22 protein-coding genes and 2 pseudogenes are annotated in these 21,416 nt (G+C 69.0%); 15 read left to right on the plus strand and 9 right to left on the minus strand.

From position 1 onward, the window contains the following. The first annotated feature begins 8 nt into the window (after window positions 1–8). The gene (locus NCC78_RS00900; RefSeq protein ID WP_250791124.1) at window positions 9–311 is read left to right on the plus strand and encodes a muconolactone Delta-isomerase family protein; all 303 of its coding nucleotides are present in this window, start codon (window positions 9–11) and stop codon (window positions 309–311) included. 103 nt (window positions 312–414) lie between these two features. Here NCC78_RS00900 and NCC78_RS00905 read toward each other — a convergent pair whose 3' ends face one another. After that, window positions 415–768 carry a YybH family protein gene (locus NCC78_RS00905; RefSeq protein ID WP_250791125.1) on the minus strand — a complete coding sequence of 118 codons (354 nt, stop codon included), beginning with the start codon at window positions 766–768 and terminating at the stop codon, window positions 415–417. 622 nt (window positions 769–1,390) lie between these two features. On the opposite strand from NCC78_RS00905, the gene wrbA reads away from it, so the two are divergent. Continuing rightward, window positions 1,391–1,990: an NAD(P)H:quinone oxidoreductase type IV gene (wrbA, locus tag NCC78_RS00910; protein WP_250791126.1), complete on the plus strand. Its 600-nt coding sequence runs from the start codon at window positions 1,391–1,393 to the stop codon at window positions 1,988–1,990. 670 nt (window positions 1,991–2,660) lie between these two features. Here the strand turns inward: wrbA and NCC78_RS00915 are convergent. Beyond that, window positions 2,661–3,224 (minus strand): PadR family transcriptional regulator, encoded by a 564-nt coding sequence (locus tag NCC78_RS00915; RefSeq protein ID WP_250791127.1) that lies wholly within the window; start codon window positions 3,222–3,224, stop codon window positions 2,661–2,663. A 77-nt stretch (window positions 3,225–3,301) separates the two neighbouring features. Here NCC78_RS00915 and NCC78_RS00920 point away from each other — a divergent pair, with 77 nt between their 5' ends. The 10 genes from NCC78_RS00920 to NCC78_RS00960 all read left to right on the plus strand — a co-directional run bounded on the left by NCC78_RS00920 (window position 3,302) and on the right by NCC78_RS00960 (window position 11,856). Beyond that, entirely contained in the window at window positions 3,302–3,718 is a 417-nt protein-coding gene (locus NCC78_RS00920) for a nuclear transport factor 2 family protein (protein WP_250791128.1), read from the plus strand. A 16-nt stretch (window positions 3,719–3,734) separates the two neighbouring features. Continuing rightward, the gene (locus tag NCC78_RS00925) at window positions 3,735–4,760 is read left to right on the plus strand and encodes an LLM class F420-dependent oxidoreductase (RefSeq protein ID WP_250791129.1); all 1,026 of its coding nucleotides are present in this window, start codon (window positions 3,735–3,737) and stop codon (window positions 4,758–4,760) included. A gap of 121 nt (window positions 4,761–4,881) precedes the next feature. Then, a complete protein-coding gene (locus tag NCC78_RS00930) occupies window positions 4,882–5,034 on the plus strand; it encodes a hypothetical protein (protein ID WP_250791130.1) in 153 nt (50 codons plus the stop codon). Beyond that, window positions 5,031–6,497, plus strand: coding sequence for a carboxyl transferase domain-containing protein (locus NCC78_RS00935; protein ID WP_250791131.1), 1,467 nt, complete (start codon window positions 5,031–5,033; stop codon window positions 6,495–6,497). Before NCC78_RS00930 ends, NCC78_RS00935 begins: the two co-directional genes overlap by 4 nt. A 190-nt stretch (window positions 6,498–6,687) precedes the next feature. Further along, a complete protein-coding gene (locus tag NCC78_RS00940; protein ID WP_250791181.1) occupies window positions 6,688–7,059 on the plus strand; it encodes an ArsR/SmtB family transcription factor in 372 nt (123 codons plus the stop codon). Between the two features lie 453 nt (window positions 7,060–7,512). Further along, on the plus strand, window positions 7,513–8,796 hold the full coding sequence (locus tag NCC78_RS00945) for a vWA domain-containing protein (protein WP_250791132.1): 1,284 nt from the start codon (window positions 7,513–7,515) through the stop codon (window positions 8,794–8,796). 560 nt (window positions 8,797–9,356) lie between these two features. After that, complete coding sequence (locus NCC78_RS00950) at window positions 9,357–10,361, plus strand: hypothetical protein (RefSeq protein ID WP_250791133.1); 1,005 nt, start codon at window positions 9,357–9,359, stop codon at window positions 10,359–10,361. 175 nt (window positions 10,362–10,536) lie between these two features. Beyond that, entirely contained in the window at window positions 10,537–10,668 is a 132-nt protein-coding gene (locus NCC78_RS31910) for a hypothetical protein (protein WP_284706194.1), read from the plus strand. A gap of 345 nt (window positions 10,669–11,013) precedes the next feature. Continuing rightward, window positions 11,014–11,253, plus strand: a complete 240-nt coding sequence (locus NCC78_RS00955; protein WP_250791134.1) for a zinc-binding dehydrogenase — start codon at window positions 11,014–11,016, stop codon at window positions 11,251–11,253. Window positions 11,254–11,400: 147 nt separating this feature from the next. After that, window positions 11,401–11,856, plus strand: coding sequence for an ATP-binding protein (locus NCC78_RS00960; RefSeq protein ID WP_250791135.1), 456 nt, complete (start codon window positions 11,401–11,403; stop codon window positions 11,854–11,856). A 455-nt stretch (window positions 11,857–12,311) separates the two neighbouring features. Here the strand turns inward: NCC78_RS00960 and NCC78_RS00965 are convergent, their stop codons facing one another. The 6 genes from NCC78_RS00965 to NCC78_RS00990 are packed head-to-tail and all read right to left on the minus strand — an operon-like array spanning window position 12,312 to window position 18,759. Next, entirely contained in the window at window positions 12,312–13,472 is a 1,161-nt protein-coding gene (locus NCC78_RS00965) for a DmpA family aminopeptidase (protein ID WP_250791136.1), read from the minus strand. After that, a complete protein-coding gene (locus NCC78_RS00970; protein WP_250791137.1) occupies window positions 13,469–14,293 on the minus strand; it encodes an ABC transporter ATP-binding protein in 825 nt (274 codons plus the stop codon). The genes NCC78_RS00965 and NCC78_RS00970 overlap by 4 nt, the downstream gene beginning before the upstream one ends. Then, window positions 14,290–15,282, minus strand: a complete 993-nt coding sequence (locus NCC78_RS00975) for an ABC transporter ATP-binding protein (RefSeq protein ID WP_250791138.1) — start codon at window positions 15,280–15,282, stop codon at window positions 14,290–14,292. Before NCC78_RS00975 ends, NCC78_RS00970 begins: the two co-directional genes overlap by 4 nt. Continuing rightward, window positions 15,279–16,154 (minus strand): ABC transporter permease, encoded by an 876-nt coding sequence (locus tag NCC78_RS00980; protein ID WP_250791139.1) that lies wholly within the window; start codon window positions 16,152–16,154, stop codon window positions 15,279–15,281. The genes NCC78_RS00975 and NCC78_RS00980 overlap by 4 nt, the downstream gene beginning before the upstream one ends. Further along, the gene (locus NCC78_RS00985; protein WP_250791140.1) at window positions 16,151–17,149 is read right to left on the minus strand and encodes an ABC transporter permease; all 999 of its coding nucleotides are present in this window, start codon (window positions 17,147–17,149) and stop codon (window positions 16,151–16,153) included. The genes NCC78_RS00980 and NCC78_RS00985 overlap by 4 nt, the downstream gene beginning before the upstream one ends. After that, window positions 17,119–18,759 carry an ABC transporter substrate-binding protein gene (locus NCC78_RS00990; RefSeq protein ID WP_250791141.1) on the minus strand — a complete coding sequence of 547 codons (1,641 nt, stop codon included), beginning with the start codon at window positions 18,757–18,759 and terminating at the stop codon, window positions 17,119–17,121. The genes NCC78_RS00985 and NCC78_RS00990 overlap by 31 nt, the downstream gene beginning before the upstream one ends. 154 nt (window positions 18,760–18,913) lie before the next feature. Here NCC78_RS00990 and NCC78_RS00995 point away from each other — a divergent pair, with 154 nt between their 5' ends. Continuing rightward, on the plus strand, window positions 18,914–19,528 hold the full coding sequence (locus tag NCC78_RS00995; RefSeq protein WP_250791142.1) for a TetR/AcrR family transcriptional regulator: 615 nt from the start codon (window positions 18,914–18,916) through the stop codon (window positions 19,526–19,528). Here NCC78_RS00995 and NCC78_RS32320 read toward each other — a convergent pair. Further along, window positions 19,470–20,373 (minus strand): annotated as a pseudogene (locus NCC78_RS32320) (IS701 family transposase). The gene NCC78_RS00995 and the pseudogene NCC78_RS32320 sit on opposite strands and share 59 nt — an antisense overlap. 194 nt (window positions 20,374–20,567) lie before the next feature. Between NCC78_RS32320 and NCC78_RS01010 the strand changes: the two are divergent. Together NCC78_RS01010 and NCC78_RS01015 are read left to right on the plus strand one after the other, a co-directional pair. Then, window positions 20,568–21,220, plus strand: a pseudogene (locus NCC78_RS01010) (IS701 family transposase). A 26-nt stretch (window positions 21,221–21,246) separates the two neighbouring features. Continuing rightward, entirely contained in the window at window positions 21,247–21,390 is a 144-nt protein-coding gene (locus NCC78_RS01015) for a hypothetical protein (protein ID WP_250791145.1), read from the plus strand. Window positions 21,391–21,416: the final 26 nt, after the last annotated feature.

The raw sequence follows: 21,416 nt of genomic DNA on the forward strand, positions 1-21,416 counted from the left end.
GTACGGCCATGAAGGAGTTCCTGGTAGAGCTCACTACCAGCGTCCCTGCGGGCACCGAACCGGCCGAGGTCGACCGACGCCGCGCCGCCGAAGCGGCGCGTGCTGCGGAGCTTGCGGCGGCGGGGCACTTGGTGCGGTTGTGGCGACCGGTCGGCGAGCTGCGCAGCGTCGGTCTGTGGCGCGCTACCAGCGAGGGCGAATTGCACGAGAAGGCACTCGGCACTTTGCCGCTTCGTCCGTGGATGACCGCGGTTGTCACCGCACTGGAGCCACACCCCAACGATCCGGGCAGGGCTGACCGGACCGCGTGAAAGGGCTTTCCCGGCACCGGCGCTCTCGTCATTGCCGGCGCCTGGCAGTCAGTCGAGGTTGGTCGCTATGGCATCAACGGGCGCCGCAGCAGCGACCCCTCGGTCAGTGCTCGATGCTGATCCTCGAGACGTGATACTGGCGGATCCGCCAGGTGCCCGCGCTGAGCTGGAGAACCAGCGACAGGTGCACCGGGGCTTCCCAGCCGGTGGGGTCCCGGAAGGTGACATGCGCGAACCCCCCGGCTGCCTCCTGGCCGATCATGTACGTGTGCAGCAGGGCCACGTCGGCGCTGCGGTTGTCGGGCACTGCCTCGTAGTAGGCGCGAACCGCGTCCCGGCCGGTCAGGACCCGAGGCCCGAAGCCCTGGAACAGGGCATCCGGGGTGAACAGATCGGCCATGGCCTCCACGCGGTGGCCGTCGAACGCGGCCTTCCACCGGCGCAGCATCTCGTCCATCGGGTTACTTGTAATTGAGGCTCCTCATGTCGGTCTTTGCCAGTATCGGCGCTGACGACGAGATCCGTGCGGCCTCGGATGACATCCGGGGACAACTCCATACCTGTCAGGGTTGGTGAGGGACCAGGTTGCGGTGGCGGGCAGCGCCCGCAGCACCGCCAGGCAGACCTCTTGGGCGACGTCGCCGGCGGTGGCGTACGCGCCGTCGATGCGGCCCAGGCGGCCCGGCAGTAGCGGAGGCCGGGGCGTAGGTCGGTGAGCAGCGCCGAGGTCGCCGCCCGATCGCCTGCGGCGCCAGACGGACGAGCTCTGGCTCGATCACTGTGGTCATACGTTCGCGAGGCATCCTCGATACCGGCTGGTTGCCAGCACGCTGGCCAGCCTGGCCGGGTTTGCATAGCTCGCCGCCCTTAACGTTGATCTGCCAAAGCGCAGTTGCCGCAGCCTGCGCGCAGGCTCCGGTGAGCGGGTGACAGCCATCCGGCAGAGGGTCGTGCGCCGTCATTTTCAGCCAAGGGTGGATGCGATGAAATAGGCGCTAAGCGCCGCGAAAGGCACATACGCTGGGACCTGCTGAGCGACCACCTGCCCCGGGAGGGCAGCCACACCAGGAGAAGCTGCCATGACCAGCGTCAAGCTGTCCGTCATCTACTACTCGGCTACCGGCACCGTCCATGCGATGGCCGAGCGCCTGGCCGAAGCTGGGCAGAAGGCCGGCGCTGAAGTCCGCCTTCGGCAGTGTCCCGAGCTCGCTCCCGACGAGGCCATCGCCTCCAACGCGGCATGGAGCCAACACTTCGACCGGACCAAGGACGAGCCGAAGGCCACCGCCGATGACGTCGTCTGGGCTGATGCCGTGCTGTTCGGCACCCCTGTCCGCTATGGCAACGTCTCCAGCCAGCTCAAACAATTCCTGGACACCCTCGGCCCGCAGTGGGTGCAGGGCCTGCTGGCCGACAAGGTGTACGCGGGCTTCACGGCCGCGCAGACGCCCCACGGCGGCCAGGAGGCGACGTTGCTGGCGCTCTACAACACCATCTATCACTTCGGCGGCATCATCGTGCCGCCCGGTTACACCGACCCGTTGAAGTTCGCCGACGGAAACCCCTACGGGGTCTCCCACGGCACGGGCGCCAACAACACCGACCCGCTGACCGAGGTGCAGTTCGCTGCCCTGGATCACCTGGCGCAGCGAGTCGTCCGCTACGCCGGCAAACGCTGACACCTGAAATCGGGACCGACCCGTGAGGCGGAGGTGAACGCTCCGCCTCACGGTCGGGCCCTCCTTTATGCCGGGCGGCGCCGTGCGCCGTCGCCAGCCGCAGCAGCACCCTGGGCCGTCGCCGACGCGGTCCGGCGCCCCAAGCCGAACGGGCACGAGCCGCAGCAGACCTGCAATCGACACAGCGAACTGAGCCGCGCCGGATGAGCCGTACTCAGATCGCCGACCTCGTCCGAGCACTCGGCGACATCGCCATCGTGCTGCGCGACGCCGACCCGGACGACAAAGCCGAGGTCTACCGGCAGCCAGGCCTCCGACTCACCAACAGACCGGAACGCAACGGTGCACGCTGCAGTGGACCTCAGCGCGCACCGTGGGGTTATGGGTCGTGTCCGAGGGGCGACGTTGACCACGAACCCATGATCGTCGTTAGTGGCGAACTACAACTGGCGGCCCGATAACGGCAGCAGTCGAGTCCTCATGGCCCGTCGGCGTCCACCTACTGTGGTGCGACGGCGGCTTCGCCGACCGCCCTGCTCGCCGGCGCCGTCGCTGACCTCGCCGGCGTCCGCATGGCCAGCTGGGTCGTCGCCGCCCTCGCCACCGCCTCCGGCATCATCGCCCCTGGCCGGATGTACGACGACCGATCCAGCCCACCCAGATAGCGGGGTCAGCCCGGCAGCGGCGCCCGGGCACGCAGAAGCGCCGTGACCTGCTCGCACCACTCGCGGTTCTCCTGCTCGAACCGGCGGCCGCGCAGACACGTCAGGTACGGCCCGATCCGGTCGCCTTCGCGCAGGAACGTCTCCTCGTCCAGCTCGCCACGCAACCGCCGGAGCATCCGGTCGAAGATCTCCACCTTCGCCGCGGCCGCGACCGCCCGCTCCTCGAGCTGGGCGATGACCGGGGTCGGGTCCAGCCGGTCGACGGCCTGGACCATGACGAGCAGGTCCTCCCGGATGGACGACGGCTTCGACGGCGTCGCGGTGAACGCGGCCAGCTCCGCGAGGCCGGCGTCGGTGACCGTGAACAGTCGCTTGTTGGGCCGGTCGTGCTGGATGACCTGCCGGCCGGCGATCAGCCCCTCGCGCTCCAGCTTGGCCAGCTCGGCGTAGAGCTGCTGCGGCACCGCGTACCAGAAGTTCGACAGCGACACGTCGAAGGCCTTTGCCAGCTGATACCCGCTGTACTCGCCGTCGAGCAGTGCCGCCAGCACCGCGTGGCGCAGCGCCATCGGCGCAACCTCCCGCTTCCCTCGTCCCATAGTCAGTGATATGACTACTCCTATCGTTGACTATAGGGGAGGCAGCCGTGACGACCGTCGAGCGGTTCCGTGCCGCCGTCGAGGCCCGGGACCTGGCCGCGTTCGACGGGCTGTTCAGCCCGGACGTGCGCTTCTACAGCCCGGTGAAGTTCACACCGATCGAGGGGGCGCAGGCCGTTAACGGGCTCCTCCGCGTACTTCTACGCACCTTCGAGGATTTTCGGTACGTCGGGCAGCTGACCGGCGAGGCCGAGATCGGCTCGACCAGTCGGCCGGTCGAGTCGCACATCCTCATCTTCCGCGCGACCGTGCGTGGCAAGCAGATCCACGGCCTCGACCTGCTCCAGCTCGGCGACGACGGTCTGATCGAGGAGTTCACGGTCATGGTCCGCCCCCTGTCCGCCGTCACCACGTTGAGCGAGTCGGTCGTCGCAGGCCTTGCCGCCGACGGCATCGCCCCGTGATCCTGGAGGACGCGAGATGAAACTCGGGTACACCACCGGCTACTGGTCCGCCGGCCCACCCACCGGCGTCACGGAGGCCATCGCGGAGGCCGACCGCCTCGGCTTCGACTCGGTCTGGGCCGCCGAGGCGTACGGGTCGGACTGCCTGACCCCGCTCGCCTGGTGGGGCGCCAGCACCTCCCGGGTGCGGCTGGGCACCAACATCATGCAGATCTCGGCCCGTACGCCGACCGCCGCCGCGATGGCGGCGCTCACCCTCGACCACCTGTCCGGCGGTCGGTTCATCCTCGGGCTCGGGGCCTCCGGCCCGCAGGTCGTGGAGGGATGGTACGGCCAGCCGTACCCGCGGCCGCTGGCCCGCACCCGGGAGTACATCGAAATCGTCCGCGCCGTCCTCGCCCGCACCGGCCCGGTCCAGTACGACGGCGCGTTCTACCAGCTGCCGCAGCGCGGCGGCACCGGCCTGGGCAAGCCGCTGAAGTCCACCGTCCACCCGCTGCGCACCGACATCCCGATTCTCCTCGCCGCCGAAGGGCCGAAGAACGTGGCGCTGGCCGCCGAGATCGCCGACGGCTGGCTGCCGCTGTTCTTCTCCCCCAAGGCGGACGGCTTCTACCGCGCCGCGCTAGCCGAAGGCTTCGCCCGACCGGGCGCCCGCCGTGGCCCGGACGAGTTCGAGATCGCCGCGACCGTGCCGATCGTCGTCGACGACGACGTGGAGCGGGCGGCCGATCGGATCCGGCCGTTCGTCGCGCTGTACGTCGGCGGCATGGGTGCCAAGTCGGCCAACTTCCACCGGGACGTCATCGCCCGCCTCGGATACGAGCGGGAGTGCGACGTCATCACCGAGGCGTACCTGGCGGGCAACAAGCAGGAGGCGATCGCCGCCGTGCCGACCGCACTGGTGGAGGACATCGCGCTGATCGGGCCGACCGCAAAGATCAAGGACGAGCTGCAGCGGTGGCGCGAGAGCGTGATCACCACTCTGCTGGTTTCGGGCGGCCCACAGCAGCTGCGCCAGATCGCCGAGCTGGTCGACTGACGACACGCGTCGACCTTGATGGAAGGCACCTCCCCTGCGCGGGACCCCCTCGCCGAGGACCAATCTTCCGAGGTCATCTTCTTCCTCCATTGCCCGGGCCCACGACGACTATGGTGTGATCATGGCTGGCGACGAGGTTGACGAGGCCGCCTCGGGAGCACTTTGCCCGACGCTGAGGAGCCAGCGCACCGGTGAGGAGTCATTCTTCGACCGCGGTCCGGGCTATGCACGGCTCTCCGACGGCCGCCCGTACGCGGAGGTCGACCGGGTGTGAGGAGATCGGCACGGGACCTGATCGAACTGGTCATCGACCCCGGCACGTGGGTGTCGTGGGATGAGGCGGTTGCCGATCCGGCCCCGCTCGACGCCGACTATGCGGCTGCCCTGGCCTCCGCGCGCCGGACTACAGGCGTCGACGAGGCGGTCATCACCGGCGCGGGCCGGCTCGGCGGGCGGCGGGTCGCCGTCATCGCCGGCGAGTTCGCATTTCTCGGCGGCTCGATTGGCGTCGCGGCGGCCGAGCGGCTCACCCGGGCCGTCGAGCGGGCGACCGCCGAGCGGATTCCGTTGCTTGCCGCGCCCGCGAGCGGCGGCACCCGGATGCAGGAAGGCTCGATCGCGTTCGTGCAGATGGTGAAGATCAGCCAGGCGATCACCGCGCACAAGGTCGCGGGGCTGCCATACCTCGTATATCTGCGGCACCCGACAACCGGCGGCGTGTACGCGTCGTGGGGGTCCCTCGGGCACCTGACAGTCGCCGAGCCGGGCGCGCTGATCGGCTTCCTCGGGCCGAAGGTGCACGAGGCGCTGACCGGCTCGCCGTTCCCGGCCGGCGTGCAGGTCGCCGAGAACCTCCACAAACACGGTCTGATCGACGCGGTCGTTGCGCCGGAGCAGGTGGCGCCGCTGGCCGAGCGAGCGCTGGCCACTCTCAGCGCGCCGCGCCGCCTCCCCCGTACGCCGAGCCCGATGGAGGACCCGCCCGGCGAGCACACCGCCTGGGACGCCGTCCGGCGATCCCGCCGGGCGGACCGTCCCGGAATCCGCGGACTGCTGAGACACGCCGGCCGGGATGTCGTGCCGTTGCACGGTACGCAGAGCGGGGAAACCGGAGCCGGTGTGATCGTGGCGCTGGCTCGCTTCGGGGAAGCCGCCGCCGTGGTTGTCGGACACGACCGGCGCGACAGCCCGCCTGACCCCGCGGGCCTGCGGGCCGTCCGGCGGGGGTTCAAGCTCGCCGCAGAGTTGGGCCTGCCCGTCGTCACCGTTGTCGACACGCCGGGCGCCGCCCTGTCGCCACAGGCCGAGGAGGGTGGCCTGGCCGGGGAGATCGCCCATTGCCTTGCCGATCTCGTCACCCTGCCGGTGCCGACCCTGTGCGTGTTGTTGGGTCAGGGCAGCGGCGGCGCCGCCTTGGCCCTGCTGCCGGCCGACCGTGTCATCGCCGCAGCGCACGGCTGGCTCTCGCCGCTGCCGCCGGAGGGCGCGTCGGCGATCCTCCATCGCACCGTCGAGCGGGCGCCGCAGGTCTCCGCCGCGCAGGGCATCCGCGCGCAGGACCTGTGGGCAAGGGGCATTGTGGACCGGATCGTGGCCGAGCGACCCGACGCCGCCGACGAGCCCGCGGCGTTCCTCGACCGGCTGGGGGCGGTACTGGCGCACGAGCTGGCCACCCTGCTCGACGTCGACCCGGCGGACCGCCTCCAGACCCGCCGGATCCGTTACCGTCAACTCTGACCGCAAGCTCTCGCCGAATGGAACCCGTTCATTCAGCTGCCCGGCCGCCGGTCACCCGTCGGCCCCGGGGGTCGACACTCGCTCATCCGGCCGCTGACACGGCCGGGACAGGTCAACACGGTTTCCTGCCCGCAAACCGATGGCGACCGGGTCCTGGTTCGACCGGCCTATCGACGGTGTTGGTGCGACGATGAACGGCGTGGGACCTGCGAAAACTGCTCTGCCTGCTATCTCGCCGCTCGCTGGCGAGCCGATCAAGCGTGCCGACGCCGAGCGGCTCGCGGGAGTGCTGAAGGCATTCGCCGATCCGGCCCGACTGCGACTGCTCAGTCTGATCCAGTCCGCTCCGGAGGGCGAGGCGTCCGTGAGTGACCTCACCGCGCCGCTTGGTCTCTCCCAGCCGACCGTGAGTCATCACCTGCGGATCCTCACCGAGGCCGGCCTGCTCGAGCGCGAGAAGCGCGGCGTCTGGGCGTACTACCGCCTGGTGCCGTCGGCGATCGCGGCGATAGCCGACCTGTTGACGCCGCCCCGCAAGCGGGCGACGAAGAGAGCCCGCTGAGCGGCACCGTCGAGGACCGCGCCGCGTAGAACGCTGGCAGGATGCCGCTTGACCAGCCCGGATGTAATTCTCGGCAGCAATCATCGCTGGGGCGGTACGCGGCCAGGTGCCGAGTTTCTGGGTGGTGTCCTCGCCGAGCACCGTCGTCGCTCGGGCCGCCGACGCCGACAGTTCGGCGTGTTGCGCTGCGGTGACTGACAGGCGGCCGAGGGGTGCGTGTCAGGTGGTTCCTACGGCGGCGACGGCGCGGCTGGAAGCATCCTCACTCCGGCCGGGTTTGTCGCCCGCCGGATCGGCACTGGCGGTTGTCACGCTCACGCCGCCGATCGTTCGCTACCCGCAGCGCCGTGGCTAGCAGCGGCCGCCGGAGTGTCGCACCGCGATGATTCACTACCGTCCCGAGGCAGGCCCTGCTCGCGTACCCACCCCTGCGTGCCACATCAAGGAGACACCATGCACATCTCCGCACATCTGGATGTCGACGTGCTGGCACTCGAGACCGACGATCAACTGTCCGTGCTCGTCGAACTGACCGCACCCACGGCGTCGGCCCGCGACGCCGCCCGCCCGGCATCCACGCTGCAGGTGGTCCTCGACCGCAGCGGCTCGATGCACGGTGGCCGCCTCGACGGCGCGAAGACTGCACTGCTCGGCCTGATCGACAAACTGAATCCCGGCGACAACTTCGGGCTGGTCGCCTTCGACGACCGGGTCGAGCTAACGGTCGCAGCCGGCCCCCTGTCGGACAAGCAGGCGGTGAAACGTGCGATCGCCAAGCTCGACGCGCGCGGCAGCACCGACCTGTCCGCCGGCTACCTGCGCGGACTGCAGGAAGCCGCCCGCATCGCCGGACCCTCCGGAGCGACCGTACTGCTCATCTCCGACGGGCACGCCAACGCCGGCGTCACCGACCCGGACACGCTGGGCGGTATCGCCGCCAAGGCCCACGCCGACAACATCACCACCTCGACGCTGGGCTACGGACTCGGCTACGACGAACGGCTCATGTCGGCCATCGCCCGCGCCGGCTCCGGCAACGAACTCTTCGCCGAGGAAGCCGACACTGCCGGCGCGCTCATCGCCGGCGAGGTCGACGGCCTGCTGTCCCAGACCGTTCAGGCAGCGTCGCTGCTGATCCAGCCCTCACCGCACGTACGCGCGGTCCACATCGTCAACGACATGCCCGCGACCACCACCGGTGACGGCGTTCTCGCCGAACTCGGCAACTTCTACGCCGACGAGACCCGCAAACTGCTGCTGACCTTCGACATCCCCGCCATCGCCGCCCTCGGGCTGGCTCAGGTCGCCACCTGCCAGTTCACCTGGGTCGAGCTGCCCACGCTGGCCCAGCACACGCTCACCGTGCCGCTGCATGTCAACGTCGTCCCCGGTGACCAGGCCGCGGGACGGGTACCTGATTCGACCGTCCGCACCGAACTGGTCTACCTGCGGGTACAGCAGGCCAAACGTCGCGCCTCCGACCACCTCAGCGCCGGTGCCTCCGACGCAGCGCTCGCCGAGATCCGTCACGCGCAGGACGCCCTCTCCGACGCCCTCCCCGTAGCGCCGGCCCACCTGCACGACGACATGGCCGAAGAGGCGACCGCCCTGGCCTACCTCGTCGACCAGACCGAGCAGGGAATGATCGCCCGAGCGGCGAAATACTCCTCGATGGACGCCGCCTACAAGTCACACAAGCGCGGCCGAACCCGCCCACCATCAAGCGGGCCGAACTGACCGCAGGCCAGCCGCGCGCGTCGGCGTTGAGCTCACCACCGAAGGCAACCAATGTCGATGCCAGCGAGAGTGGGTGTTTACGATCGTTCGAGGGCGGGGTGGATCTGGGTGAGCAGGCCGCGCACCGCGGCTATCAACCGACGGCCGTGATGGCCACGATGTCGTCGCTGCGCCAGTCCGCGCGCCCCGCGCGGTCACGGCGTGGCGGGCTGCGCCTTGTGAGGTGCCGGCGGCGCGCAGCATTTCCCGCTACTGGCCAGCTGCGGCAGACCCCTTCCAGATTAGGCCGCCAGCCTGCTACCGCGCCTCCTGGCACCTACCCGGACCGGACTTGCGGCAGCCGGCGACGAGGTTACAACCTGCGATAACGACGACACTCACTTCCAGGTCCGCTGGGCCGTACGAAAAGGCCGAGCTTAGACTGCCGCCGCTCATGATCCATCATCCGCCGGATGCGTTAGAACCTGGTGGCGGGCACGGCACTCTCACAAGTGGCAGTGGACCAGGTTCAGAACAGCTGCGAACCGGCCGAGAGCCGGGAGCTAAGCAAGGAGAACGGCATGGACGGCGAGCTCATGTATGAAATTGCGCGCTACAGCCCCCGAGGCGAGGAAGAGCGCTTGCTTGAGCGGGCACAGGTGCTCCGGAGGGGGGAGATGCTGTGGCGACGCAGCGCCGACGGGCTGGAGGTCCCCTGTCCTGGCAGTGATGTGGCCGCACTCATCAGCGCCGACCCAACCCTCAGTGAGGTCCACCCGAATGAGGTCACCCGGGTCCAGGCAAACCAGGAGTCGCTACGAAACGTGCCGCTGGCGCTTTCTGCCCCCGGTGGCGGGGAAGCCGTCGATCGGAGCCTGTGGTCCGACGGCATGTGGGAGAAGCACATCGAAGAGGCCGAGAGCGCACAGGAGAGAGGGATGCACCGTGTGCTGTACGTCAACGGCGCTCGCTGGCCTGTCTTCTCCACCTCAGACGGTGAGCGGTTCTTGCCCGAGGACCCCGACTCGTGGGGAACGGAGCCGCTTCTGGCCCCCAGGTGGGGCGAGTTGAGGTTCACCGAAACGGCCAGTAGAACCTCCGGCACCGATCGGACGGCGATCGGGCTTGCTACTTCCGGTGTCGTGGCCTGCACCACCCGGTTTGACGAATCGCCACGCGAGGACGTCATTCTCGCGCGACGCGGTGACGACGCCGCAGCGTTCGTCGACTGGCTTCTGGACGGCTCACTATCAACAGAATTCTTTGACAGCCCTCTTGGGAAGGAACTGCTGGCGCAACTGTTCGTCGAAGCGAGCACAGGCGGCCACAACGGCGAGGCCGTTCCTGGAAGCCGGCTGATGGAGGTTGACCAGGAGAACCCGATCTTCGGCTGCTACGACAGCAGCGAGTGGACGCTACAACTGGAGCTGGAACCGCCGATGGTGGATGCCATCCTCGACGTGCTCGCTGATCGCAGCCCCCGGATCGCCGAGATCGTGGAGGCTGCCCGCAATCCCGGATCACCCGCCGGCCTCGCCAGGAAAGCCTGGCTGAAGCAGTGGGAGCAAGATCGCGAAGCGGCATAGCAGCATTGCACTTGCCGAAACCTCGTCCGCGCAGGTCACACAGCTGGCTCGTACTCGTGGAGGACGCCGCCGAGGCGGTCGCGTCTTCAGATGTCGAGGCGGGCCAGCTTGGCCGGATTGGCGACCTGCGCGGGCAACGGGTACAACCTGCGGGCGTTCGCGATGCCCTGGCGCGGTGTCTGTTGTAGAACTGATCGAACTCGCGCCGGGCCTGGAGCAGGCGCCGATCGTTCCAGATCAGAATGCGGAATTGCACCCGCCGCCTGCACCGCTGACTCGGCCTTTGGGCGACGGCATCGCTCAGTGAGCGGGCCCCTCCGGTGTGCGGATAAGGGGCCACGTCCATGCCGCCCGTCGCGGCGACATCGCCGGGGCCCGTATTGATCGGCGGAACACCAGGCCCGGATCAACGTTCGAGCGTGCTGGGGCAGCGTACATCGCTCATGGTCAGCCCAAGGGACAGCACGCGCCCAGTACGTCGACCGCGGCGGCCGCGTTCCCCGCCTGCCGTTGGCCGGTGTTGCCCAGCGCAGCTCGGCGGGCTCCTGTTCAACGTTGCTCACCGCTCACCGCCTCCCATTCACGGCACAGCTGAGCGAAGGCCGCCAGATCGGGCTCGACGGCCCGGCGGCAGGTTGGATAGGTGTAGATCATGTGCCGGAGGAGGTCGGCGGGCACCTCTGGGTGGACGGCGACGTTCAGCCCGTACAGCACGCGCCTCCGCCGGTCCCGCCGCGGTCGCGACGCAGCCCGGCTTCAGCTCACCGCGGAGGCGGGCGCCGAGCGCCTGCGCGTCCTGGTTGCGAAGACCCATCCGCTGCGCGAGGCCGCGACCGCCCACCACGAGATCATGACCGGCCCCACCACCGGCAAGATCGTCCTGGTTCCCTGACTGCTGCCGCCCCAACCCCGGCGGCGAGGTTCGGATTTGGCTCGGCCGGCGAGAAGGACAGTGGCTCCGGTGAGAAGGTCAGTGGGTCGGGAATGCCGTTGGCCCCAGGTGCCGTGCCGGAGGCGGGCTGTGACTGGTAAGCAAGGTGTGGCGATCCTGATCGGGCTGCAGGGATCCGGGAAATCCACGTTCTGCCGCCGTACATTGGCGGCCGATCATGTGGTGGTCAGCAAGGACGCGTTCCGGCATGCGCGCAATCGCCAGCGCCGCCAGATGGATCTGGTCAACGGCGCATTGGCGGCCGGCAAGTCGGTCGCCGTGGACAACACCAATCCCTCACCCCGAGAGTGGCAACCGCTGATCGAAGCCGCCCGCGCCCATGGCGCGGTTACGGTCGGTTACTGGTTCCCACCTGACCTGCCGGGCGCGCTCGAGCGCAACGCCGCGCGCGAGGAGCGGGCGCGGGTACCGGACGTCGGGCTGTACGCCACGCTCAAGCGGTTGCAGCGCCCCCGAGGCGCCGACGGATTCGATCGGCTGTACGAGGTTCGGATCGACGGCAGAGGCGGGTTCCGGGTCGAGCCGATGCCCCCGGAAGGCTGAGGCCACCCGTCTCGCTTCCTGGTGGCTCTCGCGCTCGCGTGCGGCTGGGCTGGCTCTCCTGGCGTACGCGCGTGGTGTGCCGGGTGACGGCGGCCACCTGGTCGGCGAGCGCGACGTGCCCGCCGGCCAGTGCTCGTGGGTGGCCGCCAGGAGCGGGACCAGCGCGGCGGCGTCGCTGCTGCGAGCGCCTGGCGCAGCTGATCGAGGCTGGGTTGCCCGTGGGGGCCGAGATCTGGTCAAGGCACACCCTGACCGCTTCGGCCTGTTCGCTTCACTGCCCCTGCCGGACGTCGAGGATCTATCGAAGAGGTGAGGTTTGCCTTCGACGTCCTGCGAGCGGACGGCATCGCTGTGGAGACCAACGATCAAGGGGTTGCTCGCGGGTCCGCTGGATGATCTCCTCGTCGGTCACGGCGGCATGGATCGCAGCTGCCAGCACCGCCTGCGACATCAGCTCACAGTACGCCGCGGGTGGACAGGAGTTCGGCCACACGATTGTGCGGCAGCGCCGGTATGCGGTTGCCGTCCCGGCCGGTCATCTCGGTGTTACCGACCATTGCGTTGATTACCGCCTCTTCCACCGCCTGCACTGTCGCCTCATAGAAGCGGTCCGTGTAGCCCCACGGCACGAAATGCAGCGTGGCCATCTTCTCCCGGTCGGGGTCGGGGTAGTGGCTGGCGAGGGCCCCGGGGTTGGCGGTGGAAAAGGCGAGGAACAAGTCGCCGGAGAAGTGCGACCCCGTCGTGCCGGTGCGGGCCAGGCCAAGCGGTACCCGCCGGGTCAGCGCGGCACACTGCCCGGGCAGCAGGGGCGCGTCGGTGGCGACGACGGCGATGATCGACCCGGCGCCGGCGGGTGGCGCCCAACGAGTGGGGTCGCCCAGCGGATCCTCGTCCCGCAGCGCCTGACCGAGCGGTACGCCGGCGATGGTCAACTCGTGCCGGGCACCGAAGTTGGCCTGCACCAGAACGCCGACGGTGTATTCAAGGCCGCCGAAGGTGATCATCCGCGACGCTGTGCCGGTGCCACCCTTGTATCCGTAGCAGTTCATGCCGGTACCGCCACCCACCGAACCCTCCGCCACCGCTCCGCCGGCGGCGACGTCGAGAGCGGCGACCGCGGTGGCCGGCGTGACATGGTCACCGTTTATATCGTTCAGGTAGCCGTCGTAGGTCTCGGCGACCACCGGCATCAGCCAGGCTCGGGCGAGATCGGGCCGGTCCCGCACCAGCCAGTCGATCACGCCTCGATGACAGGCGCCGATCGCGTGGGAGTTGGTCAGCAGGATCGGCAGATTCAGGGAGCCGGTCTCCTGGATCCATGCGGTGCCTGTCATCTCGCCGTTGCCGTTGAACGCATATACCCCGGCGGCGCAGGCGTCACCGACTCCGGCACGGCCTCGGGGAAGGATCGCGGTCACGCCGGTACGCACCGGCCCGGACCCGACCCGCAGTGGGCCCTCGCCGTGGATGAGCGTCTGCATGCCCACCTCTACGCCGGCGACGTCGGTGATGGCGTTATGGGGCCCGGGTGTGCCGGCGAACGGTATGCCGACGGCCCTGGCGCGCAGGTGTCCAGCCGAGGTGAGCGCCGGGGAATCGGTGCCGGCAGTCATACGGTCTCCTTGTCAGAGGTGGTGTCGTGAAGGTCGCGGCGGGCGCGGGAAACGGCCGCGGGATCCCAACCGCGTCGGGGCACGGAGGCGAGCAACAACCGGGTGTACGCGTGCTGCGGACGGGCGAGCACCTCATGTGTTGCCCCCTGCTCCACGATCCGCCCGCTGTGCATGACCGCAACCTGCTCGGTGACGTAGCGGACGACGGCCAGGTCGTGTGAGACGAAGAGGTAGCCGATGCCGGTCTGCCGGCGTAGGTCGATGAGCAGGTTGAGAATCTGCGCCTGGATCGAGACATCCAACGCGGCGACCGCCTCGTCGAGGATCAGCAGCCGAGGTCGGGCGGCCAGTGTCCGGGCGATGGCCACTCGCTGACGCTGACCGCCGGACAGTTGTCGCGGCAGCGCGGCGGCCTCGCGCTGTCCCAGCCCGACCTGGTCGAGCAGCTCCGCCACCCGGTGCCGGCGGCTGTGCCGGCTGCCCGGCTCGTGCAGCGCGACGATCTCACCGAGAGCCTCGGTCGTGGTCAGCCGCGGGTCCAATGACAGGTACGGGTCCTGGAACACCATCTGTATCTGCCGGGCTCGGTTGAGCCGCTGCCCCCGTCCTCGCGCGGGTCCAGCGCGGTCCGCCCCGTCGACCATGACGGTTCCGGCATCGGCGCGTTCCAGGCCGGCGATGATCCGGGCGGTCGTCGTCTTGCCCGAACCTGACTCCCCGACCAGTCCCAACGCCCCGCCGTCCTCGACGGTGAAGGTGACGTCGTCGACCGCCAGCAGCGGGCCGTAGCGTTTCGACAGTCCGGCTACCTGCAGGCTCACGCGTCTCTCCCGATCAGCTCGTCGGCCCGGTGGCAGGCCACCGAGGCGCCGTCGCGCACCCGGGTGACCGGCGTGGCAGCGGCGCAGTCATCGACCACGATCGGGCAGCGCGGCGCAAAGGCGCAGCCCGCCGGGTTTTCCGCCAGGCTCAGCGGACGGCCCGCCACTGGCACCAGCGGGGCAACATCCGACGAGGCAGCGTCGCCACCAGCCGGCAGTTTCGGAGTCGCGGTCAGCAGGCCCCGGGTGTACGGGTGCTGAGGTGCGTCGAACAGTCGCTGCGCGGGCTGCTCTTCGACGATGCGCCCGGCGTACATGACGGCGATGCGGTCGCAGATGGTCGCCGCCAGCTCCAGGTCGTGAGTGACGAAGAGCATCGCCATGGCGCGCTCGGCCTGCGCGGAAAGCAGGGTCGCCAGGATCTCTGCCTGCGTGGTCACGTCAAGCGCGGTGGTGGGTTCGTCGGCGAGCAGCAGCACCGGCTCGACGGCCAACGCGGAGGCGATCATGACCCGCTGCAGCATGCCGCCGGAGAACTGATGGGGATACTTGCGCACCGCTACCCCGGGTTGGGCGATGCCGACCTCAGTGAGCAGCTCGACGGCTCGCGTCAACGCCTTCGCCTTCGACCATCCACGGTTGGCCCGCAGCGCCTCGGTGAGAAAGTCCCCGACACGGCGTAGCGGGTTGATCGAGGCGCGAGGGTCCTGGAAGACCATCGCCACCTGCTCGGCGCGCAACCGTCGCAGTGCCTGCCCGGTCAATCCGACGACCTCGGTGCCGGCGACTCGGACCGACCCGGTCACCTGCGCCGACGGCGGGAACAATCCGAGAGCGGCGCGAGCGGTGACGCTCTTGCCAGAGCCGGATTCGCCGACCAGCCCGACCACCTCGCCTGCACCCACCTGCAGGGTCACATCGGCGACAAGGGGGCGGCGCGCGACAGCGGGCAGTTCGACGGTGAGGTTGTTGATGGCAAGGGCGGTCATGGCACGTCCCGTCGGGCGACCCGATCGGCGATCGCCTCGCCGAGGGTGGTGAACGCGACGACGACCAGCACGATGCAGACGCCGGGCACGAGGGAGGGCTGCCAGACGCCTTCGAGGACGGCTTGCTGATTCTCCCGGATCATGGTGCCCCAGTCCGGGGTTGGCGGCTGAACACCGAAGCCGAGATACGACAACGCGGCCAGGTCCAGCAAGGCGTAGCCGAAGTTGAGCGTCGACTGGGCCAGCAGCAACGGCACGATATTGGGCACGAGGTGCCGAGCCACGATGGTGAGCGAGGAGAAGCCCTGCACCCGGTAGGCAGCGATGTAGGGTTTCGCCGCTTCCTGCAGCGCCGCCGACCGGCTCAGCCGGGCAATGTACGGGGTGTAGGCGATGACCATGGCCACCACGGGGGCGGTCAACCCCGGCCCGATCATCGCGACCGCGAGGATGGCCAGCAGCAGGCCCGGGAAGGCGAAGACGACCTCCGTCGAGCGGGAGATCAACCAGTCCACGACGCCGCCCCGCCACGCTGCCCAGACGCCGAACGCGGTGCCGAGCAGGGTGGATCCGGCCACCACCGCCAGCGGCCCGAGCAAGCTGCCGCGCGCGCCGTAGATCAGCCGCGACAACGTGTCCCGGCCGGATTGGTCCGCGCCCAACAGGTGCTCACCGCTGATGGGCGCGAGAGTGTCGGACAGCGAGACGTCGTTGGGCCCGACCGGTGAGACGACATCGGCGAAGACCGCTGCGAGGACGAAGACAGTCAGGACGGCGAGCGCGACGATGTTCAGCCAGCCACCGAGCGCGCCGGTTCGCAGCCGGCCCACACGCCGTCGGATCAGCCCGGGCGTGGCGGAGGCCGCCGTCATCGGGCCACTCCGGCACGGAGGCTGACCCGTGGGTCGATCAGCGGGTATAGCAGGTCGACCAGCAGATTCGTCACCACGAACGCCAGCACTCCGATCATCGTGATCGCCTGCACCACCGGGAAATCCTTGGCTTGCACGGCGGTGACCAGTAACGACCCGAGGCCCGACAGGCCGAAGGCCACCTCGATCACGAACGTGGCCACGAACAGCCCGGCCACGATCAGGCCGCTGAGGGTGGTGATCGGCCCGAGGCTGTTGCGCAGCGCGTGGCGGCGCACCACCGAGCCGAACGGCAAGCCTCGCGACCGCGCCACCTCCACGTGCTCGCGTGACAGTTCGGCGAGCATCGCCGAACGGGTGACTCGCGCAAGCAGGCCCACCACGGATACGGCGACCGCCACCGCAGGCAGGGTCAGGTGCCAGAGCCGGTCGAGCAGGCCCTCGCCGTTGCCGAAAACCGGGAACCAGCCGAGCCCGACGGCGAAAACCGCGCTGAGTGGAATGACCGCGACGAAGCCTGGGGTGGCCGCCGCGACAGTGCTGATCAGCATGATCGATCGATCCAGCTTGCCGGGGCGCAGCGCGGCCACCACCCCGAGCAGCAGCCCGACCAGCACGATCATCAGACTGGCGTAGCCGACCAGCAGCAGCGTGGTCGGTAGTCGCGACGCCAGCAGCCCGCCGACATCCTGGCGGAACTGCAGCGAGCGGCCGAAGTCGCCGGTGAAGACTCCAGTGATCCACCGCCAGTACTGCACCAGCAGTGGGTCGTCCAGGTGGTATTGGGCGCGCACGGCGGCCAGCGCCTCCGGCGACACCGGCCGACCGCGGAGCAGGAACTCCTCGGGCCTGCCCGGTGCCAGGTGCGTGGCGGAGAAAATCAGGAAGGAGGTGACCCCTACGGTGAGCAGGAGCCCGCCGACCCGTCCAGCGACGAACCGGGGGATGCTGGCCGCCGCGCCCATTACTTGGTGCCGCCGATCTGCGCCGCCCACGGGTAGTACAGGTAGGCGTTCGTCGCCGGCGCGCCGCTGATGCGGTTGTTCATGAACACAGAGTTCGGCCCGTTGACGATCGGCAGCCACACCATGTCGTCGACGGTGATTTTCTGCAGCTGAACCACCAGTTCGGCGCGCTTGACGGGGTCGCTCTCGCTCAGCGCCCGCGCGTACAGCTCGTCGTACTGCGGGTTGCTGTACTTGCCGTAGTTGGCGAAGCTCTTGGACTCCCAGTTCTGGTAAATCTGCAGGGCGTCGGCGATGTCGGCGTACCAGCTGGTGAAAAAGAGGTCGATGTCCTTGCGGGCCTCGGCGCCGCCGAACAAACTCCCGTACTGGTCTGGCGCGATCGTCTTCAGCTCCACTTTGAGGCCGATCCGCTCCCCCGCCGCCTTCATCTCATTAGCCAATGGGGCGAAGACCGGGCTGGAGCTGATCGCGACCACGATCGGCTCAGCTGGCGCACCGACCTCGGCGACCAGTTGCTTGGCCTGGTCGAGGTTCTGCTTCGGCTCGGGCAGGGCGTCGTACGCGGTCCGGTACACGTCCGGAGCGCCACCCCAGGTCAGTTTGGCGGCGACGGCGCGCGACGCCTCTGCTCGTCCCTTGTACGCCGCCTTGATGAGGCCTTCCCGGTCGATGGCCAGCCACAACGCCTTGCGGATCCTGACGTCCTTCAGCGGCCCGGTGAAGTCGTTGACGATGAAGTTGACCGTAGAGGTGGTCGGGCCGAAGTACAGCTTGCCGATGCCGGAGTCCAGCAGCTTCTGCCGACCCTCGACCGGCGGTCCGTAGGTGCCGTCCACCTCACCGGTCGTGAGCGCGTTGAGCTGCGTAGTGGGGTCGGAGACGATGACCAGCTCGAAAGACTTCGCCTTTGCCTTGCGCGTCGGATCCCAGTAGTTCTCGGCCCGGGTGAGCGTGATCGACTGACCCTTGGTCCACTTGCTGAGCTGGAATGGGCCGGTGCAGCCGACGCCGCCGTCCGGGCCTCCGTAGTTCTTGCCCTTGGCCGTGACGTAGGCCTTGCTCTCCACAATGCCGGGCACCACGGCCATCATCTGGTTGAACAGCGCGTCAGGCGCGGACAGCTTCACGGTGACCTCCGCCGTACCGGTCGCGGCCACATCCTTGACTCTGGCGAACGCGGTAGCCCAGTACGAGCCGGCGCCCGGATCCATGTGCCGCTTGAGGCTGAACACCACGTCATCGGCGGTCATCGGCGTGCCGTCATGGAACGTCACGCCCTGACGCAGGCTGTAGACGTAGGTCAGCGGATCGGGGTTCGTGACCTTCTCGGCGAGGTTCGGCTGCACGGTGAAGTCCGCGTCGATACGGAGCAGACTCTCGCAGACGTTCGACAGCACCGAGTTGGGTGGGTAGTCGTAGCTGTAGATCCAGTCGATCGAGGAAGGCTCGGACCCAAGGAGCCACCGCACCGACTCGATCTCGCGATCTCCCGACGGAGTCATGCTGACCATGTCGGCGGCTGCCGGCGGCTTGCCGGTGGGTCCCGTCCGGTTAGAGCAGGCGGTTGCGGCCATTACGGGCAGCGCGACCAGCACGGCCAGCGCTGGCGCGAGGAGACGGCGCTGAGCAAGATTCACGGGCACTCCCGAGTGATGAGCTTAGTTATTCGTACGGAACAGCAAAGAACTTCGGTGGCGTGCTGTCAAGAGCGGGCCAGGTATCCTTCGGCCGTCAGGGCAGCGCGGATGACGTGCTGGACGATAGGTTCGCTGGCGATGAGAGAGGCACACCATGGCGCGGCCCAAGAACCAAGAGGAGCGGCGGCACCATCTGGTGCAGGCGGCCCGGCGGGCGATCGTCGCCCACGGTCTTGGCTCGGTGCGGGTGCGGGATATCGCCGACGCCGCCGGTATGGCCACCGGTTCGGTGACCTACTACTTCCGTGAGGTCGAGCAACTGTTCCAGGAGGTGTACGCCGAGGCGATTGATCGATTCGACGCCCGTCGCACCGCAGCCGCCGACAGCGTCAACGACCCACGCGAACGACTTTTGGTGACCATCCGTAGCGGGTTGCCCACGGGGCCGGACGACGAACTGTGTTGCCTGCTCTACGAGTTCTCACCGCAAGCCCGTCGTCGGCGCGTGGACGCCGCACTGCGCCGCACGCTATACGACCGTCAGGTGAGCCTTTACCGATCGATCCTCGACACCGGCGCCGGTCTCGGGCACTTCCAGCTCACCGCCCCTTCCACCCAGATCGCGAGCAACCTGGTCGCGCTGGAGGACGCCTACGGCTACCACGTGATCGCTCGTACCTCCATCACCCGCGACCGGGCCGAAGCGAACATCATCGGATACGCGTCGACCGCCACCGGCTGCGACCTGACTGCCGCAACAAGGGTCTAGTACGGCAGCCGCCGTTCGGGATCATGGCTGGAGTTCGAGGTCGAGGCGTCGTGTGGGGTCGGCGTCGGTGGTGACATCGTCGAGCCAGGCAATCGTAGAAGCGTGGCCCTTTCGACCCGGCTCCTGCGCTGCCACGCGGACGCGGGTAGTTCGGCGGCGATGCGGTCGGCGCGGAGGCGGACCTGCCGCCGTCGAGGGGCACCATGTGGCTGCGGGAGGCGGCCAGGACGTAACCCACGCGGTGTTGGCGCAGGTGGGCGCGGAAGACGCTGCTGTTGCCGTAGACCTCATCAGCGGCTGCCCACCCTGCCGACACGCCGGCGTCGACGGCCGCGGTGATCATGTCGGCGGCCAGCTCGGACTTCGTGGCGAAACTCGAGCTCGTCCGGGACACCGGCGTCCTGGCAGCGGTCCCGGTCATCAGTCCACGACACCGGCAGGTGGACCCTGCGGTCGATCAGCGTGTGCCCATGCCGGCTGGCGTAGCCGCAGAACACCCCGACCCGCGCGTTCTCGATCCTGCCGGCGGTGCCGGTGTACTGGCGTTGCACCCCGACCGAGTGCACGCCCTTCTTCAGGCCGCCAGCCTCGTCGACGACCAGGACCGCCTCCGGGTCACCGAGCCGGTCGGCGACCACCTGCCGCAGGTCGTCGCGGACGACATCGGCATCCCACACCGCCCGGTAGAGCAGGCGCTGCATCGCATCCGGCCGGGCATGCCCAGCCTGCTCCGCCAGCTGCCGACACGTCTTGACCTCGATCTCGGCCAGCAGCCCGGTCACGAACGCCGCCGCCGTCCGCCGCGGCTCGACCCGCCCGAACCGGCCCGCGAACGAAGCCAGCACCCCGGGGACGACGATGACGACGACCGCGACAAATCCGGCGACGACGACGGACCCCGGCTTGGCCGTCGCCTACCACGGGTGGACCGTGGCGGGCGGCGGCACGAAGACGTCCTTCAGACGGTCGCGACCCGCTCCTTCGGGACCGGCGGCCCTTCCTGGTCGAACTGGGTGCGGTACAACTCCTGGTACCGGCGGTGTGGGACGCCGACGCCGTCCGCGACGACCTGCGGCAACTGATCGCCGACCGGTTCGGTGACCCGGACGCGGTCCTGGTGGTCGACGAGACCGGTGATCTGAAGAAGGGCATACATTCTGTCGGGTGCAGCGCCAGTACACCGGCACCGCCGCGATCGAGAACAGCCAGGTCAGGGTGTTCCTGGGCTACGCCGGCCGGGACGGACACACCCTGATCGACCGACGGGTGTATCTGCCGGCGTCGTGGGCCGACGACCGTCAGCGGTGCCAGGCAGCCGGCGTGCCCGACGAGATCGGGTTCGCCACCCGCTGCGAGTTGGCCACGGACATGATCACCGCCGCCCTTGACGCTGGCGTTCCGGCGGGGCGGGCCGCCGCGGACGAGGCCTACGGCAACAGCGCCACGTTCCGCGCCCACCTGCGCGAACACGGGCTCGGCTACGTCCTCGCGGTGTCCCGCAGCCACCTGGTCCCGCTTGACGGCAAGACCCGGGTTCGTGCCGATCGGATCGCCGCCGACCTACCGGCATCGGCCTGGCAACGCCGCAACGCTGGTGCCGGATCCAAGGGCCCACGCTTGTACGACTGGGCCCGGCTGGACGACGTATGCACCAACGCTGACCCCGACGACGGCGGCCGACACAGCCCCTGATCCACCGCAACACCACCGCCCGTGAAATGGCCTTCTACCGCTGCTGGACACCCAAGCCGGCCACCCTCGCCCAACTCGTCCGCGTCGCCGACATCCGTTGGACAGTCGACGAGAGCTTCCAGGGCGCAAAGGGTCAGGTCGGCCTGGACCAGCACCAGGTCCGCCGCTAGCCCGAGCCCGACGATCCCACTACACA

The sequence above is a fragment of the Micromonospora phytophila genome (assembly GCF_023656545.1).
GTDB classification, from domain to species: domain Bacteria; phylum Actinomycetota; class Actinomycetes; order Mycobacteriales; family Micromonosporaceae; genus Micromonospora; species Micromonospora phytophila.